The sequence below is a fragment of the Corynebacterium sp. ACRPS genome, from assembly GCF_022346005.1.
In the GTDB taxonomy this organism is placed as follows: Bacteria; Actinomycetota; Actinomycetes; order Mycobacteriales; family Mycobacteriaceae; genus Corynebacterium.
In genome coordinates, this window is sequence record NZ_JAKRMY010000009.1 from 100,250 (window position 1) to 125,633 (window position 25,384).

Below are 25,384 nucleotides of genomic sequence, written 5' to 3' on the forward strand. Positions count from 1 at the left end.
GTGGTCCTACCGCCGTCGCCCGAGGTACGACTCATCGCCCGCACCACGTCCGCACACGCCCGATCCTGGCCCGTTGAGCTGCCGGAAACCGGTACCTGGAAGGTAACCGGCACCGCCGGAACCGGCGTATCCAGTTTTCTTATCGATACCGTCATTCATGCTCTCGACCGCGCCCAGGAGACGGGGGCAGACCCTTCCGGCATCCTCGTGGTTGCCGCCTCTAAGGAGTCCGGTGCTCGATTGCGCCGCGAGCTTTCTGAGCGCCTCGAAGATTATGCGGCGCAGTCCTCCATGGTTCGCTCCATCCACTCCCTGGCTTTTGCCCTCCTGCGCAGCGCTAGCGATGAGGAATTGCGCCTTATCACCGGCGCGGAACAGGACGCCGTTATCCGTGAATTGCTCGAAGGCCACGCGGAGTCCGGCCACGGCGACTGGCCGGAGGAAGTCCGACCCGCCCTAGAGTACGTAGGCTTTGCCCGCCAATTGCGCGATTTTCTTTTGCGCTCCATCGAACGAGGACTAAGCCCCGCGGATTTGGAGAACCTCGGAGCCAAGTACGGCCGCAGTATGTGGGTTGCCGCCGGTACGTTCCTGCGCGAATACGAACGCGTCCAAGCCCTATCCGGGGCGCACTCCTATTCCGCGGCCGAGCTAGTCAACCAGGTCCTGCTGCGCCCAGAACTTACGAGTTCGCACCCGTGGCACACCATCGTGGTCGATGATGCCCAGCTATTGGATCCCACTGCGGGCGAGCTCATTTCTCGCTTGGCCCCCGATGCACAATTGCTGGTCATCGGCGGCGATGCGGACCAATCCGTCTTTGCCTTCCGCGGTGCGAATTCGCAGTTCCTTGAGGAATTTCCCGCGGAACACTCCGTGGAGCTTTCGCAGCCGCATCGCAGCGGATCCCCAGCCTGCGTTTCCATCGTGGATTCTGAGGGCCGCCTGCGCGATGTGGTGGCCGATACCGTGCGCCGCCGCCATTTGGACGATGGCGTGCAGTGGCGCGATATCGCCGTCATCGTGCGCTCAACGGCGGATATTGGCCAGATGCGCCGCACCTTGCTGGCGGCCGGGGTGCCGGTGCATATCAGCCCAACCGACGTCATTTTGGCTGAGCAGCGCCTAGTATCTGCCATGCTCCTTGCCTTGCGCGCCTTGGAAGAAGACCTCAGCAATGCGGAGCTTGAGGAATTGCTGACCGGGCCTGTGGGCGGGGCGGATCCCGTCACCCTGCGCCGCCTGATTCGCGGTCTGCGCCGGTGGGCGCCCGATACGCGCGGCATGGATAGCCTGCGCGAGCTCTTGCAGGGCGAGCTGCCGGACTTCAATGGCCAGCTCACAGAGCGCGAGTTTTCCATCCTGGAGCGCGTGCGCGCGGTACTCGCCGCGGGCCGGCAGGCCATACAAGCCCAAGCCTCTGTGGAAGAGATTCTGTGGGAGGTATGGAGTGCTACCGAGCTGGATATGCGCCTGCAGGCATCCGCCTTGCGCGGCGGCGCCACCGGCTCGCAGGCGGACCGCGATCTTGATGCCATGATGGCGCTCTTTGACGCCGCCGGTGATTACTCCGAGCGCCGCCCTGGATCCTCACTGCAGTCCTTTTTAACCCATATCACCGAACAAGAACTGCCCACCGGCGTGCGCGACCGCCGCACCGCCATCCCACGGGCCGTGGAGATCATCACCGCCCACGGCGCCGTCGGCCGCGAATGGGATACCGTCATCGTCGCCGGAGCCCAAGAAGGCGCGTGGCCCTCGCTGGGGGAGACCGGTTCCATTTTTGGCCAAGAAGATCTCATCGATCTCCTGGACCGCGATATTGAGCCTGATACCCCTGTTAGCCACATTGCCTCCCGTCTGGCCGAGGAGCGTCGGCTCTTCCACGTCGCCACCACGCGCCACCGGAACCGGTTGCTCATCGCCGCGGTGGAAAACCCCAACGAGGATGCCTTTGCAGAGCCCTCCCGTTTCATCGCGGAATTTACCGGGCGCGGGGTCGATGTGCCCGGCACAATGGCGCGCCGGGAGGCCAGCCGCGCCTTGCGCGCCACCCAATTTCCCCGCGAGCTGGGCTTAGATGTTCCTGAGCCGGCACCGGTGTCCCTGCGCGATGGGCTCGAGGTCGATCCCCTCGATATATCGGTGCTTTCCGTCCCTTCCTTTGTGGCGCAATTGCGCCGCGTGGTCACGAACCCAGATTCCGGCGAGGCGGATCGACGTCAGGCGGCCCGGCAGCTGGCGCGCTTAGCGCAGGCGGGAATCCCAGGCGCCCATCCAGACCAGTGGTTCTCCGCGCGCTCTGTGGCCTCGCATACGCAGCTGCGCGGTAGCAAGAGCCTATCGCCATCCCGGGTCGAAGCCCTGCTTAACTGCCCGCTCAAGGCGATCGTGGGAAACTTGGCCGAAGATCCCAGCGGCGCCGAGCACCTTTTGCGCGGCACCATGGCACACGCCTTCTTGGAGGCCATCGGCCGCGGCATGGATGCAGAAAAGGCGCGCCTGCTCGTCATGGAGGCCTATGAGCTCATCCTGGACGTTCCACAGTGGCAGCTACAGAGCAAGCTGGAAGAGTTTTCTCGCCTGCTGGAACGCACGCAGCAATGGGCACAGCAATCCGAGGTGAAAAACGAGCTCGCCGGGGTAGAAGTACCCGTCTACGTCGAGGTCACCCCGGATATCCGGGTGGGCGGCTTCATGGACCGCTTGATGCAGGATGGAGACGGAAACTACTTGGTCGTGGATCTCAAGACCGGTAAATCTGCAGCGACGCAGGCAGAGGCGGAAGAAAACCGCCAGCTAATGACCTACCAATTGGCCTTGTCCCGGGGAAGCTTTGACGGGCAGCGCGTGCGCGATGGCGAAGGGATGCCGCGCGCAGGCGGGGTGCTTGTCTATCCCGGAAAAGATTCCAGCAAAATCACCACGCGCACACAAAGCCAGCTCACCGCGGAGGCGCTGGAAGAATTTTCCGCACTTTTGCCACCACTGGCAGCGGAACTGCGTGGTCCGCAACTTACCGCGCGCACCAATAAAGATTGCGATAAGTGCCCCATTCGTATCATCTGCCCAGTGCAGGAGGAAGGAAAGATGACCATCCATGCCTAAGCAGAATTTTTCCCCGGAACAAATAGCGAAAGCACTGGGCAAGGACTACCCACCCACCGAGGAACAAGCCCACGTCATCGAGAGTCCTTTTGGCCCCAAGCTCGTGGTGGCCGGCGCGGGTGCCGGTAAGACGGAAACCATGGCCTCCCGCGTGGTCTATTTGGTGGCCAATGGCTACGTGCGCCCTGAAGAGGTATTGGGGCTAACCTTTACGCGCAAGGCGGCCCAGCAACTAGAACAGCGCATTCGCCGCCAGCTCATTCAGCTGCGCGATTCCGGCCTCATCGTCCCCGGTAGCCCCGCCGCCGAGGCGCTTAACAATATCGCGCCCACCGTGGCCACCTATGACTCTTATGCCGGCGAGCTCGTGCGCGAATACGGCCTCCTGGTCCCAGTAGAGCCCTCGGCGCGCATCATCACGGAGGCAGAGCGCTTCGCCATTGCCTATGACGTGGTGAAAAACTACGGTGGCAAATTATCGGATGAAAAGACCTTGGGCTCCATTACGGAAACCCTGCTCAAGATCACTTCCGATATGGACAATTCCTTGAAAGATCCGGATGATATCGCCGAGTTCGCACGGGATTTCCGCGCTGATATTGACAACCTGGAAAAGGCGCCGAGGACGAAGGGCGAGTATTCCAAGGACCTGCAGAAGTACATCAATGTCCAGGATCTGCGCGTGCAGTACGTGCCATTGATCGAGGAACTCAAGCGCGCCCAGGCAGAGCAGCAGGTCATCACCTTTGGTGAGCAGATGTCTGTGGCAGCGCGCCTCGCGCAAGAGCACCCGGCGGTGGGCAAGCAACAGGCGCAGCGTTACCGCGTGATCATGCTGGATGAATATCAAGATACGTCTTATGCTCAGCGTGTACTCCTGCGCAGCCTCTTTGGTGGGGAGCACAAGGACATTTCCGTGACCGCGGTCGGCGATCCCATGCAGGCTATCTATGGCTGGCGCGGGGCTACCTCAGAAAACCTCACCGCATTCGTGGAGGATTTCCCGCAGGCAGATGGCACCCCTGCTCCCAAGGATCAGCTGACTACCTCGTGGCGCAACCCGTCGGGTGCCTTAGAGCTGGCCAACTCGGTAGCAGCCGGGGTCTTTGGGGGCGGCCCGCGGCCCGTCGATGAGCTGCATGCGGCCCCGCACAAGGGCGAGGGCGAGATTGAGCTCGGCTATTTCGCCAGCGAAGATGAGGAACATGATTATATTGCGCAGAAATTAAGGCAGCAGTGGGATGCGCGCGAGGGCGATGGCTTTCGCGCAGCGGTGCTGGTGCGTACCAACCGGCAAACCGCGGCCATTGCAGCAGCCTTGGACGCCGTCGATGTCCCCAATGAAATCAATGGTCTGGGTGGACTGCTATGGCAACCGGAAATCCAGGACCTTGTAGCGCTGGCGACCATGCTGGTGCGGCCGGAAGACGCGCAAGCCGCCCTCCGCATTTTCGCCGGGCCCATTTGCGGGCTGGGCATGGGCGATATCCAAGCCCTTGCCGCGCGGCAAAAGAACTTGGCGGGAGCAAAACAAGAGCGCCTGCAGTGGGAAGAGGGCATGGATCCTGAGGAGTATCTGCGCGCCCAATTAGCGCAGCTTACGGCTGAGGGCCCTGATCAGACGGTGGGGCTTGCCGATGCCCTGGCGGACCTCGGCGAGCGCGATCGCTATACCCCGCAGGGCTTGGCGCGCATGGAAGAGGTATCTGCCAAGCTGCGCTACCTGCGCACTTATTCGCTGTCTAAGCCTTTAAGCGATCTCTTTGCGGATATTGAGGCCATCTTCAATATCCGCACCGAGGTCCTTGCCCGCGGCAGCGCCGGGGGAGCCACCCACCTGGATAAATTCGCCGATATCGTCGCGGGATTCCACGGAGACTCCTTGTATGCGCTCTTAGATTATTTGGAGCTCGCTCGCGAGCATGAAGATGGCCTCGGGCTTGGGGAGGTGCCCGCCTCCACGGATCGCGTACAGATTATGACCGTGCATAAGGCCAAGGGCTTGGAGTGGGAGCACGTCTATGTCGTGCACGCTGACTCTTCAAGCTATAAGGCCCAAGCAGAGACCTTTTTGTCCAAGATCGAGAAGGTACCCGGTGACAATGACTACATCGAGGTCTCACCCGATGCGGTCACCCGTTCCGAATTTGAAAAGGCCTGCAAGGCATTCTTGGATGATGACCGCGCGCATAATGCGGAGGAAGCAGCACGCCTGTTTTATGTGGCCTTGACCAGAACCGAGTCCACGTTGACCGTTACCGGCTCCGGCACGAATAACCGGACGGGCAAGGCCAAGAAGGGCCCGTATGAGTACCTCGAAAGGCTAAAAGAATCCTTCCCCCAGTACGTGGGGGAGTGGACGGTGCCCGAAGAGCCGGTGGATACCGCGGCTCATGGGGCAGAAAGCGGGCTCTTCCCAGCCCTCGAAGCGGATCCGGATTCCCTGGCCGGCGCGGATGCGGTCCTGGCCGCCATGGAGGACCTTCCTGAGCTGAGCCACGGCGAGACCTTCGAGTTGTGGGAACAGGATGCGGGCGCGCTCATTGAGGAATACAAGTCCCTGCAACAACCGGTTGTGGATGTGGAACTTCCCAGTGAACTTACCGCTTCTGACATGGTGGCCTTGGGCAGCGATCCGCTACAGTTTGCGCGCCGGCAACGCCGCCCGGTGCCGTTTAAGCCCAATTCCTATGCCAAGCGAGGCACCGCCTTCCACGCGTGGTTGGAAGAGCGCTTTGGCAGCCCCGCGCTGCTAGGGGAAGAGGAATTGCCGGGCATCGATGAGCCAGAGGATTTCGATCTGGAAGAGCTCAAGGAATCCTTCCTGAATTCCGAATGGGCGCAGCGCCAGCCGGACTTTGTGGAGGCGCCGTTTGAAATCACCATCGGCAGTGCGGTGGTGCGCGGGCGAATGGATGCCGTCTTCCGCTTGGCAGATGGCACCTGGATGGTGGTGGATTGGAAGACCGGGCGGCCGCCGAAGGGCGCGGCCATGGACGCGGCGAAGATTCAGTTGGCGGTTTATGCCGAAGCCTGGCGGCGCATCCACGGCGGCGATAAAATCCGCGCCGCTTTCCATTACGTTCACGATGGTTATACTTTTGAGCCAGATACTTTAGCCCAAGGTGAGGAGCTGCGTAGCCTGCTTGAATCGTCAGTAGCAGGCCACTAGGGCTAAGGTATGGGGACGGAATGCGGACGATGAATGGATAATTGCGTCCCCGTATAACCGGCGGAATCAAAAATCGATCCAGAAAAGAAGGCTGGGCCAGTGGCCAAAAAACATGCGAAGGTGTTCAAAGGGCGTATTAAACAGCGCTTTTTGCCGCAGGTCGAGTTGTCCTCGCAACCTGATCACGCGCTCCTTGATGTCATCACTGTGCCCAAGGATCAAAATGCCAGCCCGTGGCGCCAGTTGGCTAAACGCGCGCTGTGGGCATTCGGCATCCTCATCTTTGTCACCGTCGTGGTGTACTTAGACGGCGGGGGCTATAGCGAGGACATGTCGCTTTTGGATTCCTCCTACTATGCCGCCGTCACGCTGACCACCGTGGGGTATGGCGATATCGTTCCGGTCACGGAGCAATCGCGGTTTATCAACCTCGTACTTATTACCCCAGCCCGCCTCATCTTCCTTGTGCTGTTGGTTGGTGCGACGCTCTCCGTGCTCACGGACAAGGCCCGCCGCACCTTTGAAATCCAGAACTGGAGAAAGCAATTGCGTAACCACACCGTCGTTATCGGCTATGGAACGAAGGGTGCCGGGGCGGTCGCCGCGCTCTTGGCAGACGACGTGCCCACCTCCCAAATCGTGGTCATCGATAATAACCGCGCCTCGCTGGCGCATGCGGAACACCACGGGCTGGTCACCATCTTTGGCTCGGGCACCAAACAGGACGTGCTCAAGATCGCCGGGGTGGAGCACGCAACCTCCGTGGTGGTCACCCCATCCTCGGACGATACCGCGGTGCTGTGCTGCCTGTCCGTGCGCGAGCTCGCCCCTAAGGCCAAGATCGTGGCCTCGGTGCGCGAGTCCGAAAACCGCCACCTGCTGCGCCAATCCGGTGCCGATTCCGTGGTTACCTCTGCAGAGACCGCCGGCCGCCTGCTGGGGCTTGCCACCGTGACCCCCACCGTGGTGGAAATGATGGAAGACCTGCTTTCTCCCAACGAGGGCTTTTCGGTATCAGAGCGCGCCGTGCGCGAATTCGAGGTCGGGTCCAACCCACGCCACCTGGCGGATATCGTGCTCGCGGTGTTGCGCAATAACGAGCTCCACCGCGTCGATACTGCTGATGCCTCCGCACTGAAACCGGGCGACCGCCTGTTGTATATCAAGCATGACTTGGAACAACCCGTGGAAGTGCAAGATGAGGACGAGGAGGATTAATTGTATTTGCCCGTAACGCACACGGGTCTAGTGCCTGCCACCGCGAGCGGGGACGCCGCGTTGGTGGAGCAATTGCCGGAGGGCGTGGGGACACCGGAGATGGTGGACATCGGCACGCTGCACGTTTTTGCCTGCCCGGAAGCAATTGCGCGGGGCATGGGGCAGCTACAACCTGCGACCTTTTTCGCCGATGATTCCCTCGTCATGCAGGCCATTGCCTTGATTCGCAACCGGCTGGAGCAGCGCTTCGATCCGCGCACGGGCCACCCGTTGGATTATCCCACGCCGGGTATTATTGGCCGCGATCCGCAGGATTCGCGCCGCATGGTATTTCCGCGCCTAGACCCGGCGGTTATCGGGCTCATTGAGCTCAAGGGCGAGGAGAAGATTTTGCTGGCGCGCAATCGCGGGCGCAATGGCTTCTTTTCCTTTATCGCCGGATACGTGGAACCGGGCGAGACCATTGAGGCCGCCTTTGCCCGCGAAACCATGGAGGAAACCGGGCGCCGCATTGACAATCTTCGCTACTGGGGCTCCCAGCCGTGGCCGCCGAGTGGCTCGCTTATGCTGGGCTTTCACGCAGAGACATCGGATGTCCAGGCCACCTGCCATACTGATGGGGAACTGGAAGAAATTCGTTGGGTGACCCGCGCCGAGCTGCCTGAGCTCCCGTTGGCCACCGCGGGTTCTATCGCACACACGATGATTATGGAGTGGTATCACGGTGAATAAGCCGGATTTATCCCTGCTGGATGAGGATCAACGCCGCGCGGCCACCGCCCCACGCGGGCCGGTGTGCATTTTGGCGGGCGCGGGCACCGGTAAGACGCGCACCATTGCCTATCGCATCGCCAACATGGTGGATCAAGGGTTCGTAAACCCCCAGCGCGTTTTGGCCGTGACCTTTACCGCGCGTGCGGCAGGAGAAATGCGGGATCGCCTGCGCATGATGGGCGTGGCTGGCGTGCAGGCCCAGACCTTTCACGCGGCCGCGCGGCGCCAGCTGAAGTATTTCTGGCCGCAGGTCGCAGGCGATCTGCCGTGGACTCTATTGGATAATAAATTCCCGCTCGTAGCCCGCGCGGTGCGCTCGGTGGGGCTGGATAATTCCAAAGACATGATCCGCGACGTGCTGGCAGAAATCGAATGGGCAAAATCCGCGCTGGTCAGCGCGGAGGATTATGAGAGCGTCATCGCGGAAACGGATCGCACCGCTCCAGCCGATGCCGCTAAGGTAGCCGAGGCCTTCCGGCGCTACGAGAAGGCCAAGGCTACGCCGGATATGATGCATTTGGACTTCGATGATCTGCTCATGCACATCGCTGGAGCCATCGAAAATGTCCCGGCCATTGCAGAGACCTTTCGCGAGCAGTACCGCACCTTCGTCGTTGACGAGTACCAGGACGTCACGCCCCTGCAGCAGCGCGTGCTGAACGCCTGGCTGGGTGATCGCGATGATCTCACCGTGGTGGGCGATGCCAACCAGACCATCTATTCCTTCAACGGCGCCTCGCCGGAGTACCTGTTGAATTTTTCGCGCAGCTATCCGGACGGGACCATCGTCAAGCTGCAGCGCGACTATCGCTCTACGCCGCAGGTCACGGACCTGGCTAATCGGGTCATCGGCAAGGCTACGGGGCGCGCGGCGGGCACCCGCCTAGAGCTGCAGGGCATGCGCGAGCCTGGGCCGGAGCCGACGTTTAAGGCCTACGAGTCCGAGGAAAATGAGGCGCAGGAGGTGGCCGGGCAGGTGCTGACCCTGCTCAACCAGGGCGTGCCGGCCTCAGAAATTGCCATCTTGTACCGCATCAACGCCCAGTCGGAGCAATTTGAGCAGGCGCTTGCCGATGCCGGAGTGGTCTACCAAGTCCGCGGCGGTGAAGGTTTCTTCCGCCGCCCGGAGATTCTGGAGGCCATTCGCGTGCTCATTGCCGCCACGCGCCGCGATGATTTACCGGAGGACCCCGTGGCGATTGCGCGTGCCGCCTTTGTCGAGCTTGGGCTCAGCGCGACCGAACCGCAGGGCGCGCAGGCCCGCGAGCGCTGGCAATCACTGAACGCGCTGGTGGGGTTGATCGAAAAGATCGTGGAATCCACCCCGGGCATCGATCTCAATGGCGTGCTGGGCGAGCTGCGCCGCCGCTCCACTGATAAGCAAGCCCCCGCTATGGAGGGCGTTACCCTCGCTACGGTGCACGCGGCGAAGGGCTTGGAGTGGGACGCCGTCTTCCTCGTCGGGCTGAGCGAAAAGCTCATGCCCATCAACCACGCCATCAAAGCGGGCAACGAGCAGATCGAGGAAGAGCGCCGCCTGTTTTATGTAGGCATTACCCGCGCCCGCGAGCATCTAGCCCTGTCGTGGGCATTGGCGAAGACCGCCGGTTCCAGGGCCTCCCGGGAGCGCACCCGGTTTCTCGATGGCATCGCGCCAGGCGTGGAATCGGCTGCGGGAAGTGGCCGCTCCCGTCGCCCGAAACGCTGCCGCGTGTGCAGTGGGGTACTAGAGACACCGGCGGAAAAGGTCATTGGCCGGCATGAAGACTGCGAGGGCAATGGCGATGATGAGGTCTTTTCCGCCCTGCGCTCGTGGCGCGCGCAGGTCGCTCGGGAAGAAAAGGTTCCGGCATACGTTATCTTTACCGATGCCACGCTGCAGGCCATCTCGGAAGAGCTGCCGGTAGATGAAGCGGAGCTGCTGTCTATATCTGGAATTGGGCCCAATAAGTTGGAGCGCTACGGCGAGCAAATCCTAGAGGTCATTCGCTCGGTGCGGATGTAGCCAGGTTAACCTTGCCGCCGTAACACACCGGGCAGCGCGGATGGGCGATGGCCGTGCGCTGCTGGTGGCGGCCGTAGACGTCTACCTCCCATTGTTGGCCTGGGCGCGGAAATGAGGTTGGCGCGCCTGGCGGTAAGGGGCGCTTGCTTAAGCGGCGGACCACCACCTGTGCTTGGGCCGCTACAGCATCGATGACTAGTTTTTCTGGCTGCCTGCGCACGCTAGTGAGCTGGGAGGCGATGGTGGTCCACTGCGGATCCGCATCCACGCGGTATAAGTGAATGCACAGTGGGCAGGGGCCTTGCCCCTCCACGCGCAGGGGCCCGATGATGCCGCGGTTATCTAGGAGGGAGATGGGTAGCCACGTCGTTGGGGTTCCGGCAAGCGCATTGGCGCAATCGATGGGGCAATGGAGCTGGTCGATGGCAAGCACCGTAAAAAGCCCATCGAGGTCGTGGATATAGGAAAAGATATTGTCCTCATCAAGGGGGATGCGCACCGTATATCCATCTGCTGCCAAGCGGGCGCGCAACTCCAGAGCAAGCGGGGATTCGCCCAGCATGATGATGGTTTCAGGCTGCTCTGGATGTGGTGGCTGGGACCAGAGAATGCCATAGTCCAAGGCATCATCGATGAGGCTGCTGGCGGCGGCGCTATCCAAGCCGGCCGCTTCCAACCGCGCCGCCAATTCCCCGGAATCGACCGGCTGATGGGCCGTGGCAAAGGCACGGGCCACGCCCTGTGCATTGCCCGTATCCGCCACCGCCACCCGGGTGGCGTCCATTCCGAATTGCACCACGGAATTCTCGCGGCAAAATACGCCGCACCCTGGCGCCAATGTCACACGTTGAGCCGTGCCGTGTGAGCCAGTCACTGGTTCTCCCCCTCAAATCCCCTCTATCGCCCCGAATACGGCATATGTGCCGCATGTGCGTCCATTGCACCACAGGTACAATGGCCTGTCATGTCGAGCACGCAACCACCAGGACGTACCCACCCTGAGGTCAAGGTTATCCGCTCTGCGCGGCGGCGGAAGTCGGTGCAGGCGCGCATGGTGGCCGGGGTATTGGAAGTGCGCATTCCGGCTTGGATGTCCGCCCGGGAGGAAAACGAGGCGGTACAGGACATGCTCGCGCGCTTAGAGAAGAAAACCGGTGGTGGTACGAAGACCGATGCGGCGCTTCTCCAGCGCGCAGAACAGCTCAACGCGCAGTACCTGGAAGGCCGCGCGTGGATTGGGTCCATCCGGTGGGTGAGCAATCAAAATACGCGGTGGGGTAGTTGTACTACCTCCACCGCGGATATCCGGCTGAGCAACCGCCTACAGCAGGTGCCGGATTATGTATTGGATTCGGTCATCATCCATGAGCTGACCCATACCTTCATCCCGCGCCATGGGCGCGAATTCTGGCGGTGGGCCGATAGGGCGCCCCACGCCGAGCGGGCCAAGGGCTACCTTGAGGCCTACCAGCGCTGGGGCGGTTAGCGCGAGCTATTTATCCTCGCCGCCGTTGTCCTTTTCGGAGTTGTCGTCGCCGTCGTCCACGTCGTCCCCGTCGTCGCTGCTTTGCGAGTCCTTGTCTTGTGCAGAATCCTTGTCCTCTTCGGACTTGCTTTCGGAGTCCTCGCCGGAACCCTCGCCGTTTTTGAGCATCTCTTCGAGCTTGGCAAATTCTTCCTCGAAGCCCTCATCAGGCTCATCATCCAAGAGGGAATCGATGAAGGCAGCCGGGTTATCGAGGTGCTCTGCGGTGGGCAGGAAGTCTGGGTGGTCCCAGGCCTTATCGCGCTTTTCGGCACCCACGGCCACGGTGGCGCGGCGCCACAGCTCGGCGGCCTCGGTGACCTTGGGGGCGTTGAGCTCGATGCCCACAACCTTGCTAAAGGCCTGCTCAGCAGACCCGCCGGTGCTGCGGCGGTGCGCCCATGCCTCAGTGAGCTTGGAGGTGGAGGGGATGCGCTCGCCCAAGGCCTCGCTCACGACGTGCTCGGCCCAGCCCTCGACCAAGGCCAACAGGGTTTCCAGCCTGGAGGCGGCAGCGGTGTTCTTGGAGGTAATCCGCGGGGAGAGATCCATTCCCTGCAGCTTGCTCATGGCTTCCTGGATGGCCTGCGGATCGCCGGATTCCAGGTTCAGCTCGCGGGCGAGCTCTTCAATGTGGGAGGTATCAATGACCAAGCCGATGGCGTATTCCTCCACGGAGGAGACGATGCGCTCTACCAGCCACGGCACGTGCTTGAACAGGCGCTGGCGGGCGGCCTCGCGCGCGGCGATGTAGACCAATACCTCCTGGCCAGGAACGTTGAGCTCGCGCGCGACCTTCTGAATGGTATGCGGCAAAAGTGCCACCGTATTGGCCGGGGCGATGGGGAGGCCAAAGTCGGAGCCGGTCAGCGCTTGGCTGGCCAGATCGCCCAGGGCATGGCCTAGCTGCATGCCGAAATTCATGCTGGACATTTGGCCCATCATCTTGGTCATCGGGCCCATCATTTGGCGGGCCTCTTCCGGCATGGATTCCAGCTGGGCATCGTTCATGTGCTGGGCCACGGGAGTGACCATGCGCTCCCAGGCGGGCATGGTTTCTTCCAGCCACTGCTTGGAATCCCATGCCTGCGTGGTTCCGGAAGCGGTGGGGAGAATGGAGGCATCGTCAAGCCAGAGCTCCGCCAGGCGCACCGATTCTTCTACTGCCTTGGAATCTTCCGCGCTGATGTCTTTTGACTTGGGGATCTGCTGCAGGGCGATGCGCTTGGCCATGTCGTAATTGACCGGCCCGGAGTTCTGGGGCGAGTTCATGGACGAGCCCATTCCGGATAGCATCTGACCGAACTGGTTCAGCATGTCTCCGAGGCCGCCACCATTACCGCCGCCGAATGCGCCGAACGGGTTCTGGTCACGACGGCCGTCATTATCGTCGTCATCGTTATTTGGGAAAGAAAAACCGAATCCGTTGCTCATGCGCTCCAATCTACCGGCACCGTGCGGAAAGTTTCCATGATCACAGCAACGCTGACAGCGAACAGTACGCCAAAGGTTGTAGGCTATTGCTTCGTGAATTCTCCTGCTAGCCGTCGCGTCCGCACCATCGCCTGGGGTGCTATCCCCGTTGTGCTTACCGGTGCGTTGGTATCGCTTGACCATATCCCGGGCACCGATGTCTCGCTGACCGTTCCCTATGCCGCCGAAGGCCCCGGTCCTACGGTGGATACGCTGGGCGAGGTCGATGGCACCCAAGTCGTTGATGTGCAGGCGCCAAAGACCTATGAGCCCAGTGGGCACCTCAATATGACCACCGTATCCGTGCGCACCAATATGACCTTGGCGCAGGCGTTGGGGCGCTGGGCGCTTACCGATGACACCCTGGTGCCCATCGATACCGTCATTCCGCAAAACATGACCGATGAAGAGGTCCAAGAATCCAATAAGCAGGCCTTTACCCAATCGGAGTCCGCTGCCACCATCGCGGCGATGGACTATTTGCACCTGCCGGTCAAAATCACGGTGGCGGAGGTCATTGAGGATGGCGCCGCTTCGGAGCACCTTAAAAAAGACGATGTCATCACCGCCGTCGATGGCACCGAGGTTACCGAGCCGAGCGAGGTCCAAGACATCATCAAGGACAAAAGCCCTGGCGATAAGGTGAAAGTCAGCGTCACGCGCGGGGATAAAGAGCTCAGCGAAGAAATCGAATTGGGCGAAAACCCGCACGATAAGGGCAAGGCACTGCTGGGAATCGCCATGCTATCCCAGCCCAAGGACGATATCTCGGTGAACTACAACCTACAGGATATCGGCGGGCCATCAGCGGGAATGATGTTTACCCTGGCGGTTATCGACAAGCTCAGCGATGAAGACCTAACCGGCGGCACCTTCGTGGCCGGCACCGGCACCATTCAGGCCGATAGCAAGGTCGGGCCGATTGGTGGCATTGAGCATAAAATCGCCGCCGCGCACGAGGCAGGCGCCGAGCTTTTCTTGGCGCCCAAGGACAACTGCTCAGCGGCGGCCGGCAGCGACCACGGCGATATGACCATTGCACAGGTAGAAAACCTGGACGATGCCGTGGCGGCCATGAAGGACTTTGCGGCGGGCAAAGACGTCAAGGAATGCAGCTAAAAAGAGCTTGTGCGGCCGAGGCCTAGTCCTTTACTAGGCCCAATTCCTTAATCTTTTCTTCCGGGTCCACCTGGTCAGAAGAGATCATCTGCTGCATGACCAGGCCTTCCTTATTATCCACCACGGTGATAACCGCGGTGGTGCCCAACGTGGACCAGCCGACGACGCGATCGCCATCGTCCTCGATGGCATGGGAGCTGCGCAGCTCCGTAAGTACCTGGGTGGTTTGGGAGGCCTTGGAGTGGGACTTAAAGAACTGGAATTGCCCCACCTTAGGGCCGGAGCAATTGTACGAAGAGTCCCCGCCGGTGGAATCGCAGCGCTCAAACTGGGCGAATAGGTCCTTGGGTGCCAGCGACTTATATACGTCGTAGACTTTGGCGACTGACTTATCCAACTCGCCGCCAGCACTCGGCTCGCTGGTGGTGCTTTCCTCGGAAGCCTCGTCTTCATCCTTGTCCGCCGTTTCTGACTCCGAGGAGGACGCGGCGGAGGATTCGGTGCTGGATGCCGTGGATTCCTCGTCGTTTTCAGAGGTTGTGGTGGAGGCGGCAGGAGTGGTCTCTACGGGGGCATCGTCAGGCGCATCGGCATCGGAGGAACAACTTGCCGCAGCCACGCTGAGCCCCAGTAGCGCCGCCGCGGTAGCGGTACGGGCAGGAAAACGGCGGGAGAAGGAAAGGCGTCGCACTGTATAGAACTCCTTGGTCGCGGGCTTAATTGCCACTTAGTCTAGTTCATCCGGATCCTGGTTGAGGCCATAGCGCAAAGCGGCGATCACGCCGGGGGCTACCTGCGGGCCGCCGCGGAGCTGAATATCGTCCTCAGCAAAGGGGCCTGCGGCCTCAAGCTCTTCCTCTGTGGGACGCAGCTGCAGCAAAGTGGTCTCAATTCCTTCCTCGCGCAGGGCACCCGAATACAGGCGCGCCGGGCGAGGGGAGGGGTCCTCGCTAGAGGTATCCCGGAACTTAATCTCCTGGGCCAAGATGGCACCTGCGACCTCGCGCGGCCAGGCCAAGCGGGAGACGTAATCAGCCAATTCCTCGGAACCCGGCTCGATGTTTTCCGGGACATTGTCTTGCACGATAAGGGTTAGCGGGGACGCGGTTTCCTCATCCATGGCCGCTAGCTGGTCTGCCACCAGATGGGTGGGGACAAGCGCGAAGATGGTGGGGCGGGCGTCCCAACCTTCAGCATGGACGAACTCCACGGCCTCCGTCATGGCGCGGTTTAAAGCTGGCTGTGATAATTCGGGGGAACTCATAGGCATCCTTATTCGTTATCTGGGTATTGATTCCTTAAACTGGAAAAAGTCTACATGTTTAATATTCGCACTACTTGATTGGAGCTGGCGTTGTCCCTAGGGTCATCCACACCAGCCGCCCCATTGAAGCGGCCTCCTAAGGTCGCGGCAATTATTGCGGCCATCATTGCCGTCCTCTTATTCTTCGGCCCCATGCTCGTGGGCATGTACACGGATTGGAGGTGGTTTGGCTCCATTGATTACCGCAGTGTTTTCACCACCGCGATTATTGCGCGCATAGTCCTCTTTATCATCTTCGGGCTCGTTGCTGCCGCAGTAGTGTGGGCAGCCGGGTTCTTTGCTTGGCGCGGCCGCCCCGATTCCCTGGATATGGGGGATTTGAATTCGCCGGTCTATCAGTACCGCCAGTCCATTGAGAAGTCCATGGGCGTGCTGTTCAAGGTCATCCCGGCCATCGTGGGCATCATCGCCGGTTTCATCGGCCAGTCCCACTGGCGCGATGTGATGCTATTCCTCAACGGCCAGGACTTCGGCGTACAAGACCCCCAATTCCACCACGACTTGGGCTTTTATACCTTTAGTCTGCCCGTGTTGCAGATGGTGGTCAGCACCCTGTCCATCCTGCTTGTGCTCGCCTTCCTCATTGCCCTATTCGGCCACTACATCTTGGGCGGAATCCGCATTGGCAATAAGGCCGCGGGCGTGCGCGGTTCCATCTCCCGCTCGGCGCGCCTGCAGCTTGCCATTACGGCCGGGCTGTGGATGGTGGCCCAGGTCGCCGGCTACTGGCTGGAGCGCTACGGGCTGCTGTATTCCGAGCACGACCTGTTTACCGGTGGTTCCTACACGGATATCCACGCCTACCTGCCGGCCAAGATCATTTTGATGATCATCGGCGTCTTCGTCGCTATTGCGCTCTTTATGGCCATCGTCATCAAGGACCTGCGCATCCCTGGCCTCGCCGTGGTGCTGATGCTCGCGTCCTCGCTGATCATCGGCCAGGCATGGCCACTGCTGATGGAGCGCTTCTCGGTCCAGCCAAACCGCCAGGCCAAGGAAAATGAGTCCATCGCCCGCAATATTGAGGCCACGCGGTATGCCTATGGGCTTACCGATGACCACGTGACCTACAAGGAAAACTGGGGCGGCGATAACGTATCGGATGACAAGGTTGCCTCTGATAACGCCACCATCAATAACCTGCGCCTGCTGGATCCAGAGATTTTGTCGCCGACGTTTACCCAGATGCAGCAGCTGAAGAACTTCTATGGGTTCCCAGAAACGCTGTCCATGGACCGCTATGAAATCGATGGCAAGATGCGCGACTTCGTCGTTGCGGCCCGCGAGCTGGACCCGAACGAGCTGCGTGAAAACCAGTCCGATTGGATCAACCGCCACACCGTATATACCCACGGCAATGGCTTCGTAGCCGCGCAGGCCAATACCGTCGATGAGGTTGCCCGCGATGCCGGTTCCGCCCGCGGTGGTTACCCCATCTTCACCGTCTCTGACCTGCAGACCCAGGCCGGCGAGTCCGAGGGCGAGGGCGAGACCCAAGATGCCGAGAAGTCTTTGGGCATCAAGGTAGACCAGCCACGCATTTACTACGGCCCGGTCATCGCTAGTGCCGCAGATAACCTGGACTACGCCATTACCGGTACCACCGGCGAAAAACCGGTGGAGTACGACACCGATAGCACCAACTACACCTATGACGGTGAGGGCGGCGTTGAGATTGGCAATCTGTTTGACCGCACCATGTATGCCGCTAAGTACCGCGAGCTGAACTTCCTGCTTTCGGATCGCGTGGGCAGCGAATCCAAGCTGCTTTATGACCGCGATCCCCGCGAGCGTGTGGAGAAGGTTGCTCCATGGTTGACCACCGATTCCGCTACCTACCCGGCCGTTATTGACGGCCACCTGAAGTGGATCGTCGATGGCTACACCACCCTGGACTCCCTGCCGTATTCGCAGCGCGCTTCGCTTTCGGATGCCACCCAGGACGCCCTCAACCCCGATGGCACCACCCAGCGCTTGGTCAATGACCAGGTGGGCTATATCCGCAACTCCGTGAAGGCGACCGTGGATGCCTATGACGGCAGCGTGGACCTCTACGAGTTTGACAAGGAAGACCCCGTGCTCAAGGCATGGGAAGGCGTTTTCCCGGATGTGGTCAAGCCAGAATCGGAGATCTCCGATGAGCTGCGCGAGCACTTCCGCTACCCAGAGGACATGTTCAAGGTTCAGCGTGACCTCTTGGCCCGCTACCACGTTGATGACCCGAACGTCTTCTTTAATAACGATGCCTTCTGGTCTGTGCCGAATGACCCGACCGCGGAAGAATCACGCGACCTGAATCAGCCGCCGTACTACGTGATGGCTGCAGATCCGGAGACCGGTAAGCCGAGCTTCCAGCTGACTACCTCGTACCGTGGTCTGAACCGTGAGTTCCTGTCCGCACACATGGCGGTATCTTCCGATCCGGATACCTACGGCGATATCACCGTGCGCGTGCTGCCAACCAATACGCAGACGCAGGGTCCGAAGCAGGCGCAGGACGCCATGATGTCTTCTGACCAGGTAGCCCGCGACCGCACTCTGTGGGAGGGCACCAACGACCTGCATAACGGTAACCTGCTGGCCTTGCCGGTCGGTGGCGGCGAGATCCTCTACCTCGAGCCGATTTACTCGCAGCGCAAGGATCAGGCCTCCGCCTTCCCGAAGCTGCTGCGCGTGCTCGTGTCCTACAAGGGCCGCGTGGGCTATGCACCGACTATCGGTGATGCCCTTGAGCAGGTGGGAATCGACGCCAAGTCTGCCCAGGACATCGAAGAGATTGAGGGCGACTCCGGCGACGACGATGCCGATAAGGACAGCTCTTCTGCGGACAAGAAGGACGAGAAGAAGGAATCTACTGAGGAATCCGCTCCGGCTTCGGCCCCTCGTTCCTCCGATGAGGCAGGCGCTATCGAGGACATCAACAAGGCCCTGAAGGGCCTGGAGGATGCCCGCGGCGGTTCCTTCGAAGAGTACGGCCGCGCCTTGGACGAGTTGGACAAGGCAGTCGAGTCTTACCAGAAGTCCGAGGGCTAAAGCCTCTCACTTCTCGTAGTAGAAACTCAGGAAATAAGGCACCTACCCAGGGGATTTGGGTAGGTGCCTTCCTGTCTGTATAGTTACAGAAGTCGCCGGGACAGAGCGAATACATCAAGTATTAACGCACTGTTCAAGCGCAGATGATGGAAGTCATCTCGACGCGGGGTGGAGCAGCTCGGTAGCTCGCTGGGCTCATAACCCAGAGGTCGTAGGTTCGAATCCTGCCCCCGCTACCAACTTCCAAGCCCCTACCAGCGGAAACGTTGGTAGGGGCTTTAGTTATTTCTCTTAAGGCGCACGCCCTGGGACTCAAATTGGGACTTTAGCGATGGCATTTTGTCACTTAAGCCGGTTTGGAAGTGATGCTGCCCGACACGCCCCTAAGCGTTACCCTTCGCGCGGTTGTGGGACTTACACAACAGCTCACAGTTGCTTTCGGTGGCATCACCCTTCGACCACGCTGTGACATGGTCGGCATCCATCTCAGACTGCGGCCAAGGGTTGGCAGAATAACAATCACGGCAAGTCATATAGGTGCAAAAGAGCACTCATCTCTTTGTTAAACAGCACGATGGTGCTTATCGCCTAAAGAAGAAAGAGTGACAGCATAACCACTGTGGTTGCAAAGGCATAGAACGTAATCACCAGGCCTGCCTTATTCGCTTCCTGTAACGGTTTCATCGATCAGGAAGAAAGGCATATTCGTCCCCACTCTCAAACTTCGATCCCGAATATTAAGAATGCAACCTTGCCTATTTTACAGAAATAAAACCGGCCCTAGGTGCAGTGATTATATTTATCACATTATCTTACGAAATAGGTTTATTTGTGGGATAGTCAAATTGTTCCAAGAACATACTCACTCCCTCAGCAAGGATAAGAACATGCTTCACTACACCCCATTTTCAAAAAGGGGAATCTCCATCTTGGCCGCCTCCACGCTTAGTGTCAGCTTCTTAGCATTCGCTCCCTCGGCTACAGCTACAGAGATTGATGACGGACTAGTTGACTCAATCGTTGCCGCAAATACAAAGACTCCCTCTCCCTCTACTGGAGAGAAATGGGTACCAAACGATGGAAGCTTAAAAATAAACGAAGGATCCTTGCTTCCACAGCAGGACAGCATAACCACTCCGGCGCCATCGAAGAACGCAGGAACAAAGACAAAGTTAATAGAGCGCGAAGATGGCAACCAGCTAGTTAGCATTAGCGATGGAGACGCCCCTTTGGAACTTTCTTTTGAGTTCTCAGATTCCTTTCTTGAAAAGCTTCCAAGCGGACATATTTTAGTACGTCCAGCAGAAGGTGAGGAACCTAGCGCATACATTGAACCTGCCTGGGCCAAAGACGTAGATGGAAACCAGGTAAATACTCATTTTTCAGTTGATGGAGATAGGATAATCCAGCACATCTCGTCGAGCCCTGCCGGCAAGCCGGTTATTTCAGATCCTTATATCCGAGACGTTCATGGCTGGGGAAAGAAAATCGGACAAGAGCTAGTCTTTTCCAAAGACGAGACGAGCGGGATCGCCATAGGAACTGCTTACTGCGCCCGTAAATTAGCAGGAGTTGGCCTAGGCTCTTGGTTAGCCAAAGGTGCGTGCGCAGGCGCTTCCGCAGTAGCAGCTCACGCCACTAATACAGGTCGATGCCTTACCATCCGAGCCCTCGGAGGAAAGTACTCCCCAAACATCGTATTCCCGTATGCAACTCGATGCTAGAATCTAGAATCAAGAAATACAGTTGCGCATTTCATCGTAAGTAGACATGGAAAATAGCCGAGTTCTAGTTTTAATTGGAATCACCCTAATTATTTGGTGCGCGCTATACAGGTACAGAAAAACCACCGCTAAATGGGTTTTTATAGCAGCCTCTTTAAGTACCTGTCTAGCGTTTGTCCTAGGCCTATCAGGATTTTTAGGTCTAGGACATGATTCCATCGATTTGTTGTCTCTAGTAAACGTATTTTTAAACACGTTTATATTGTTGGCCATAGGCCAGTCCCGCAATCGAAGTAAATCGACCCGCATTAAGGATGTATAAATCGATGTCACCCGGTCGCGACATTAACCCGCGCCAATTTTACTAACACACACCTAGCACCTGTTGCCGCCAAGCCAAGGAGATTCTCCGAAAGTATAGGCTTGGATGCAAGTAATATGATCTTTTATAGCTTCTGATTGTGCCCACATAGATTCCGTTCCAAACCTACCGTGTATCGGGCATTGAAGGTGCTATAGGTATACAAATCGTCGTGCTGTTGTAAAGTTGGGCGGAGAGCAGCGAAGACTCAGTAGGGGTAGCGACGTAATTCGACCACAAGACATTCAGCGGCGTTTTCTTCCTGCCAACACGCTCAGCTGCAACCGCATCAAAGTCAATAGGAACAAAGTCACTAAACGCGATAGAACGCTTGTCACCGACCATTTTGGGAAGGTCTTCCGAATTCAAATCATTGACCTGAGCCTCATCAACGATGCCGTGCGCGTCCATGGACTTCTTGGCCTTTGAAATCGTTGCCGGGGCAGCCCCAGTCCGGGCTTGAATCAACCGATACGACTCGCCCCGAAGCAACAAGCGCATCACATGACAGTAGTCCACCATAAAGGCGTCCTTTCTCTTTCCGCGTACAGCCGAGTTGCCATACGCATAAGAGAAGATCTACCTAAAACACCGCTTCACGATCCCCACCATCGCACTTCACGATCCTCACCGAGCTACTTCAAACACCCCGTTCTGAGCATCTCGTGGAGACCCCTTTGAGATAACACGTGGCTATCACGGTAGTCAGGGCTCTTTCGGTCCGGGTGCGCCTTTCTAAGAGCCAGTCGGGAAAGAATGCGCCGTGACGTAGCTTCGGGATAGCAACGTCAATGCTTCCTACCCTGGTGTCTAAGGGACGGTGGCGGTAGCCATTGCGGGTATTAGTCCGTTGTGGAGATACCGTGGCGTAATCAGCGCCGCAGACAGTGTCAGCCTGGGCCGAAAGTATCTGGTTAATGAAGTCTGTCAGCATCTGGCGCATCAAGTCTGGTAAGGCTTGGGTGAGCAATTCTTCCAGATACGCAGTGGGATCGATATGATGGGGGTTAGCGGCCATCGCGGTTACATTCCTTTCGAGGATAAGTAGAAGTTGATTCGAAAGGTACCCGTGATGGTCGCCTTATTGTGCACCGGCACGAGGCTTACCACGGGTTACAGATACACCACACTAGCGGACGTAACCACCCCTTGAGTGATATCTGGGGGTCACATTATTCGGTGAGCGCATCCTTGAGGAGGTCGAGGGCGGGTCCGCGGATTCCTCAGAAGCTATCGGAGACTTCAGCCCTTCCGGCGGGGTACAGGTGCGTGGGGCCGATGCAAATGATTTGGATTCCGCGGCTGGATATTGGAACAAAAATGAGAATTTAAGTGGGATACCTTCCCCGTCAGAAAAATTCCAAGTTTTGATATCGCAAAACCTAGTAGTAATAGAGCTCGCTTATATTAAAATTAAATACTTCCTCTGGGGTTGCGTAAGAAATATAAGAAATGTGAGTAAAAATACTAATGTGTTGAGATTAAAGTATGAAAAGCTGCGCTCACTGGGAGAGTTCGCTATAGTCATAGCGGTAATCATGGTCGCCGATGGATACTATCTATAAATTGTGTATATCGATGTTAATGACGCCCTCAATGCGGGACGTTATCTATCGGAAGGCTAGAAAAGTAACTCAATATTGATTGAAAGGAAACGCAACTATGCGCCTTGTGAGCAAATACATTGCTGCAGCTTGCGGAGCAGTCATGCTCGCTACTGGTCTTTCCGGTGTCGCGTCAGCCGCACCGACCGGTAATCTCGTCACGCTCGGTGACTCCTACTCCGCTAACCCTGACCAAGTCCGGAATACCTTCCGTGGGGTTCCTGGCGCAACCGATAACTATCCCCAACGCGAGGGGTGCCTTCAGGCGCCTAATAACTGGCCGCGGAAGCTTGCTGCAAAGACGAATCGACCACTGGCCGATTGGTCCTGCACCGCTCAGACTTCCAACACCATGAATCAACGCTTGGACCGGGCTATTGCCAACGGTGACGTCCGCAACGACTCTACCGTCGTCATCGCTGTAGGAATGAATGACTACGGTCCATTTAACTTCGATGTGTTGAAGAGTTCTCCGGATATCCCGAAAAACGTCCACGACAACTATGTGAACCGTCTGCGGGAAGCTGGCGACAAGATTCACCGTGCAGCACCGGGAGCTAAGATCGTTGTATCGGGCGCGCTACCCACGGTGGATCGTGAACACGCAACCTTCTGCGCAGTCAATGTGATTCCGAACCGCCCAGGCGGTATCTACGTCCCAATCCTGCGGGATGTCGAAAATTGGAACCGCGCTAACCAAATCGAGGCGGCTAATTCCATTGGGGCGACCTACGTTGACATGATTGATGGCGCTCGCGGCCATGATACATGTGCTCCAGATGCCCAGCGTTGGGTTGCCGGTTTGATTGACACCACGACGCCGAACTACAACATGAACTTCCATCCGTCGGATGCAGGCTCCGAGTACATGGCCAACACTCTTTTGGCTCACGTATAAGTATTCGAAGCTCTTTTAATTGGAGACAGTGGTTTCCAATTCTGCCCCTGTCTCCAATTTTTAGACCTTCACCGGTGGAAAGCACGGGTGAAGGTCTTTTTATATTTTCGATCTAAGCCCGCCGGCAGTTGTAGGCGTGCATGGGGGTGTGGCGTAGCTAGATATTAGCGCCAGAGGGGACAACGAGTGGGCCTCCTGTAACCGGATCTTCAATAACCAAAGCGTTTAAGTTGAATGCGGCGTGAAGTAATTGAGGAGAAATGATCTCCTTGGGCGCCCCGGTTGCAATGATTTTCCCTTGGTTCATTGCAATCAAATGGTCGCTATATCGAATGGCTAAGTTGAGGTCATGTAAAACCATGACGATGCTGCGCCCCAGCTTTGTTCGCAGCGAACGAATGAGCTCGAGAATTTCGATGGACGTCGCCAAATCTAAGTATGTTGTGGGTTCGTCGAGGAACATAATCTCTGTGTCTTGAGCTAGAACCATGGAAATCCACACTCGTTGGCGTTGGCCACCGGAAAGTTCATTAATGGAGCGTTCGGCGAATTGAAGGGATCCGGTTTGTGTGAGCGCGGAATAAACCTCCTGCTCGTCGGTTGCTGACCACTGGCGCAGCCATGATTGATGTGGATGGCGCCCGCGAGCGACAAGATCGGATACTAGTAAACCCTCTGGCGCAACGGGGGCCTGCGGCAACACACTAATTTTTGTAGCCACATCCCTTCGGCGAAGTTCAGTGATATTGCGTTCACCTAACATGACAGTGCCACTTTCTAGGGGTAACAGTCTTGCGAGGCTGCGTAAGAGTGTTGATTTTCCGCACCCGTTGGGACCAACAATCGTAGTGACTTTGCCTTTCGGGAGTCTTACATCAATATTTTCAAGGATCGGAGTATTGCGCGCGTATCCTACGGTGAGGTTTGAGGCGGAAATTGCTGTGCGTGGGGAGTTTAATGGGGCAGACATTAAGCTGATTGGACCTTCCGATTTTGCTGAACAAGTAAATAGAGCAGAAACAGGCCCCCAATTATCGAAGTAACGATTCCAACAGGAAGCTCGACCCCCAACAGAGCTTGAATGACGACGTCTGCGCCGAGTAGAAGAATCGCTCCAGTAAAGGCGGAAGCTAGCAGCGGTGGTGTTGCGGTACGACAGACACGAAGTGCTATTTGAGGAGCAACAAAGGCTACAAAGCCAATGGGGCCTGCTGCGGAGACAGCAACGGCAGTCAACGCTACGGCGAGCATGAGTACAGAGAATTGCACCGCATTGAAACGAGAGCCAAGAGCTCTTGCCAAATCCTGGCCCAGTGCCGTGGGATGCAGTTGGTAACTAACCCATCCGAGGGTTGGTGCAGATATTATTAATGCAATAGCTACTGGAAAGGTAGTCGTCCAATTTGCTCGGTCTAATGAGCCAGTTAGCCAAAATTGAGCGACGGAGGCATCGTGCAATTGCGCACGAATCATGGCGAAGCTGATGTAACCAGACAACAGCGACGTAATGATTATGCCCGAGAGTAAGAGCCTGAACGGGTTTGCGTCTCCTTTCCAGGAAAGAACCCACACGACGATGCTTGTACTGACAGCTCCGATAAAAGCGGCCAGTGGGACTCCAATGCCGGCCAACCAGCCTATGATGCCGGTACCCGAGCCGAAGACGATAACCGTAACCGCCATTGCTGAGGCGCCGGCGGTTATGCCTAAAATGTCAGGACTGGCTAGCGGATTTCTGGTTACTGATTGTGTTAAAGCTCCAGCGAGACCAAGAGCACAGCCTACTGTAAGTGCAGTGAGAGCACGCGGCATTCGCCATTCGAAGACTACTAGTTTCTCCAGTCTGGTTCCTTGGCCGCTGGCAATAACTTCCAAGACTCTACCGGACCTGACCCCCAGATGGTGGACACCTTGAAACCAGCATCTCGCTGGGGAAGTGAGGTACCTTTCCACCATGCCACGCAAGACCTACACCGAGCAGTTCAAGCGCGACGCAGTCTCGTTGTACGAGTCGACCCCCGGAGCAACGCTCAACGCGATCGCCTC

18 protein-coding genes, 1 tRNA gene and 1 pseudogene are annotated in these 25,384 nt (G+C 58.1%); 11 read left to right on the forward strand and 9 right to left on the reverse strand.

All coding sequences use genetic code 11. The features are described from left to right. The 5 genes from MHX65_RS06905 to MHX65_RS06925 all read left to right on the forward strand — a co-directional run bounded on the left by MHX65_RS06905 (position 1) and on the right by MHX65_RS06925 (position 10,277). Entirely contained in the window at positions 1–3,108 is a 3,108-nt protein-coding gene (locus MHX65_RS06905) for an ATP-dependent helicase (protein WP_239269448.1), read from the forward strand. Beyond that, positions 3,101–6,280 carry an ATP-dependent helicase gene (locus MHX65_RS06910; RefSeq protein WP_239269427.1) on the forward strand — a complete coding sequence of 1,060 codons (3,180 nt, stop codon included), beginning with the start codon at positions 3,101–3,103 and terminating at the stop codon, positions 6,278–6,280. The genes MHX65_RS06905 and MHX65_RS06910 overlap by 8 nt, the downstream gene beginning before the upstream one ends. A gap of 99 nt (positions 6,281–6,379) precedes the next feature. Continuing rightward, complete coding sequence (locus tag MHX65_RS06915) at positions 6,380–7,498, forward strand: potassium channel family protein (protein ID WP_239269428.1); 1,119 nt, start codon at positions 6,380–6,382, stop codon at positions 7,496–7,498. After that, on the forward strand, positions 7,499–8,230 hold the full coding sequence (locus MHX65_RS06920; protein WP_239269429.1) for an NAD(+) diphosphatase: 732 nt from the start codon (positions 7,499–7,501) through the stop codon (positions 8,228–8,230). Beyond that, complete coding sequence (locus tag MHX65_RS06925) at positions 8,223–10,277, forward strand: ATP-dependent DNA helicase UvrD2 (RefSeq protein WP_239269430.1); 2,055 nt, start codon at positions 8,223–8,225, stop codon at positions 10,275–10,277. The genes MHX65_RS06920 and MHX65_RS06925 overlap by 8 nt, the downstream gene beginning before the upstream one ends. Here the strand turns inward: MHX65_RS06925 and MHX65_RS06930 are convergent. After that, entirely contained in the window at positions 10,255–11,076 is an 822-nt protein-coding gene (locus tag MHX65_RS06930) for a hypothetical protein (protein ID WP_239269431.1), read from the reverse strand. The genes MHX65_RS06925 and MHX65_RS06930 overlap by 23 nt on opposite strands. 165 nt (positions 11,077–11,241) lie before the next feature. On the opposite strand from MHX65_RS06930, the gene MHX65_RS06935 reads away from it, so the two are divergent. Continuing rightward, a complete protein-coding gene (locus MHX65_RS06935; RefSeq protein WP_239269432.1) occupies positions 11,242–11,763 on the forward strand; it encodes a M48 family metallopeptidase in 522 nt (173 codons plus the stop codon). Positions 11,764–11,769: 6 nt separating this feature from the next. Here MHX65_RS06935 and MHX65_RS06940 read toward each other — a convergent pair whose 3' ends face one another. Further along, a complete protein-coding gene (locus MHX65_RS06940) occupies positions 11,770–13,236 on the reverse strand; it encodes a zinc-dependent metalloprotease (protein WP_239269433.1) in 1,467 nt (488 codons plus the stop codon). Positions 13,237–13,329: 93 nt separating this feature from the next. On the opposite strand from MHX65_RS06940, the gene MHX65_RS06945 reads away from it, so the two are divergent. Further along, entirely contained in the window at positions 13,330–14,394 is a 1,065-nt protein-coding gene (locus MHX65_RS06945; protein WP_239269434.1) for a YlbL family protein, read from the forward strand. Between the two features lie 22 nt (positions 14,395–14,416). Here MHX65_RS06945 and MHX65_RS06950 read toward each other — a convergent pair whose 3' ends face one another. Both MHX65_RS06950 and MHX65_RS06955 read right to left on the reverse strand, forming a co-directional pair. Beyond that, on the reverse strand, positions 14,417–15,121 hold the full coding sequence (locus MHX65_RS06950) for a beta-N-acetylglucosaminidase (RefSeq protein WP_411697075.1): 705 nt from the start codon (positions 15,119–15,121) through the stop codon (positions 14,417–14,419). Continuing rightward, positions 15,122–15,658, reverse strand: a complete 537-nt coding sequence (locus MHX65_RS06955) for a PPA1309 family protein (protein ID WP_005277569.1) — start codon at positions 15,656–15,658, stop codon at positions 15,122–15,124. A gap of 123 nt (positions 15,659–15,781) precedes the next feature. On the opposite strand from MHX65_RS06955, the gene MHX65_RS06960 reads away from it, so the two are divergent. Both MHX65_RS06960 and MHX65_RS06965 read left to right on the forward strand, forming a co-directional pair. After that, complete coding sequence (locus MHX65_RS06960; protein ID WP_239269436.1) at positions 15,782–18,751, forward strand: UPF0182 family protein; 2,970 nt, start codon at positions 15,782–15,784, stop codon at positions 18,749–18,751. Positions 18,752–18,913: 162 nt separating this feature from the next. After that, a tRNA-Met gene (locus MHX65_RS06965) sits at positions 18,914–18,990 on the forward strand. A gap of 144 nt (positions 18,991–19,134) precedes the next feature. Here the strand turns inward: MHX65_RS06965 and MHX65_RS06970 are convergent. Continuing rightward, positions 19,135–19,284 (reverse strand): HNH endonuclease signature motif containing protein, encoded by a 150-nt coding sequence (locus MHX65_RS06970; protein ID WP_255716953.1) that lies wholly within the window; start codon positions 19,282–19,284, stop codon positions 19,135–19,137. A 354-nt stretch (positions 19,285–19,638) separates the two neighbouring features. Here MHX65_RS06970 and MHX65_RS06975 point away from each other — a divergent pair, with 354 nt between their 5' ends. After that, complete coding sequence (locus tag MHX65_RS06975) at positions 19,639–20,475, forward strand: hypothetical protein (protein ID WP_239269438.1); 837 nt, start codon at positions 19,639–19,641, stop codon at positions 20,473–20,475. A 487-nt stretch (positions 20,476–20,962) separates the two neighbouring features. Here MHX65_RS06975 and MHX65_RS06980 read toward each other — a convergent pair whose 3' ends face one another. Both MHX65_RS06980 and MHX65_RS06985 read right to left on the reverse strand, forming a co-directional pair. Continuing rightward, complete coding sequence (locus tag MHX65_RS06980; protein WP_239269439.1) at positions 20,963–21,358, reverse strand: hypothetical protein; 396 nt, start codon at positions 21,356–21,358, stop codon at positions 20,963–20,965. Between the two features lie 139 nt (positions 21,359–21,497). Continuing rightward, positions 21,498–21,854, reverse strand: a pseudogene (locus tag MHX65_RS06985) (transposase); the annotation flags it as partial. A 653-nt stretch (positions 21,855–22,507) separates the two neighbouring features. Between MHX65_RS06985 and MHX65_RS06990 the strand changes: the two are divergent. Beyond that, a complete protein-coding gene (locus MHX65_RS06990; protein ID WP_239269440.1) occupies positions 22,508–23,338 on the forward strand; it encodes a GDSL-type esterase/lipase family protein in 831 nt (276 codons plus the stop codon). Positions 23,339–23,495: 157 nt separating this feature from the next. Here MHX65_RS06990 and MHX65_RS06995 read toward each other — a convergent pair whose 3' ends face one another. Continuing rightward, a complete protein-coding gene (locus MHX65_RS06995; RefSeq protein ID WP_239269441.1) occupies positions 23,496–24,308 on the reverse strand; it encodes an ABC transporter ATP-binding protein in 813 nt (270 codons plus the stop codon). Next, a complete protein-coding gene (locus MHX65_RS07000) occupies positions 24,308–25,213 on the reverse strand; it encodes a FecCD family ABC transporter permease (RefSeq protein ID WP_239269442.1) in 906 nt (301 codons plus the stop codon). The genes MHX65_RS06995 and MHX65_RS07000 overlap by 1 nt, the downstream gene beginning before the upstream one ends. Positions 25,214–25,384 lie beyond the last annotated feature (171 nt).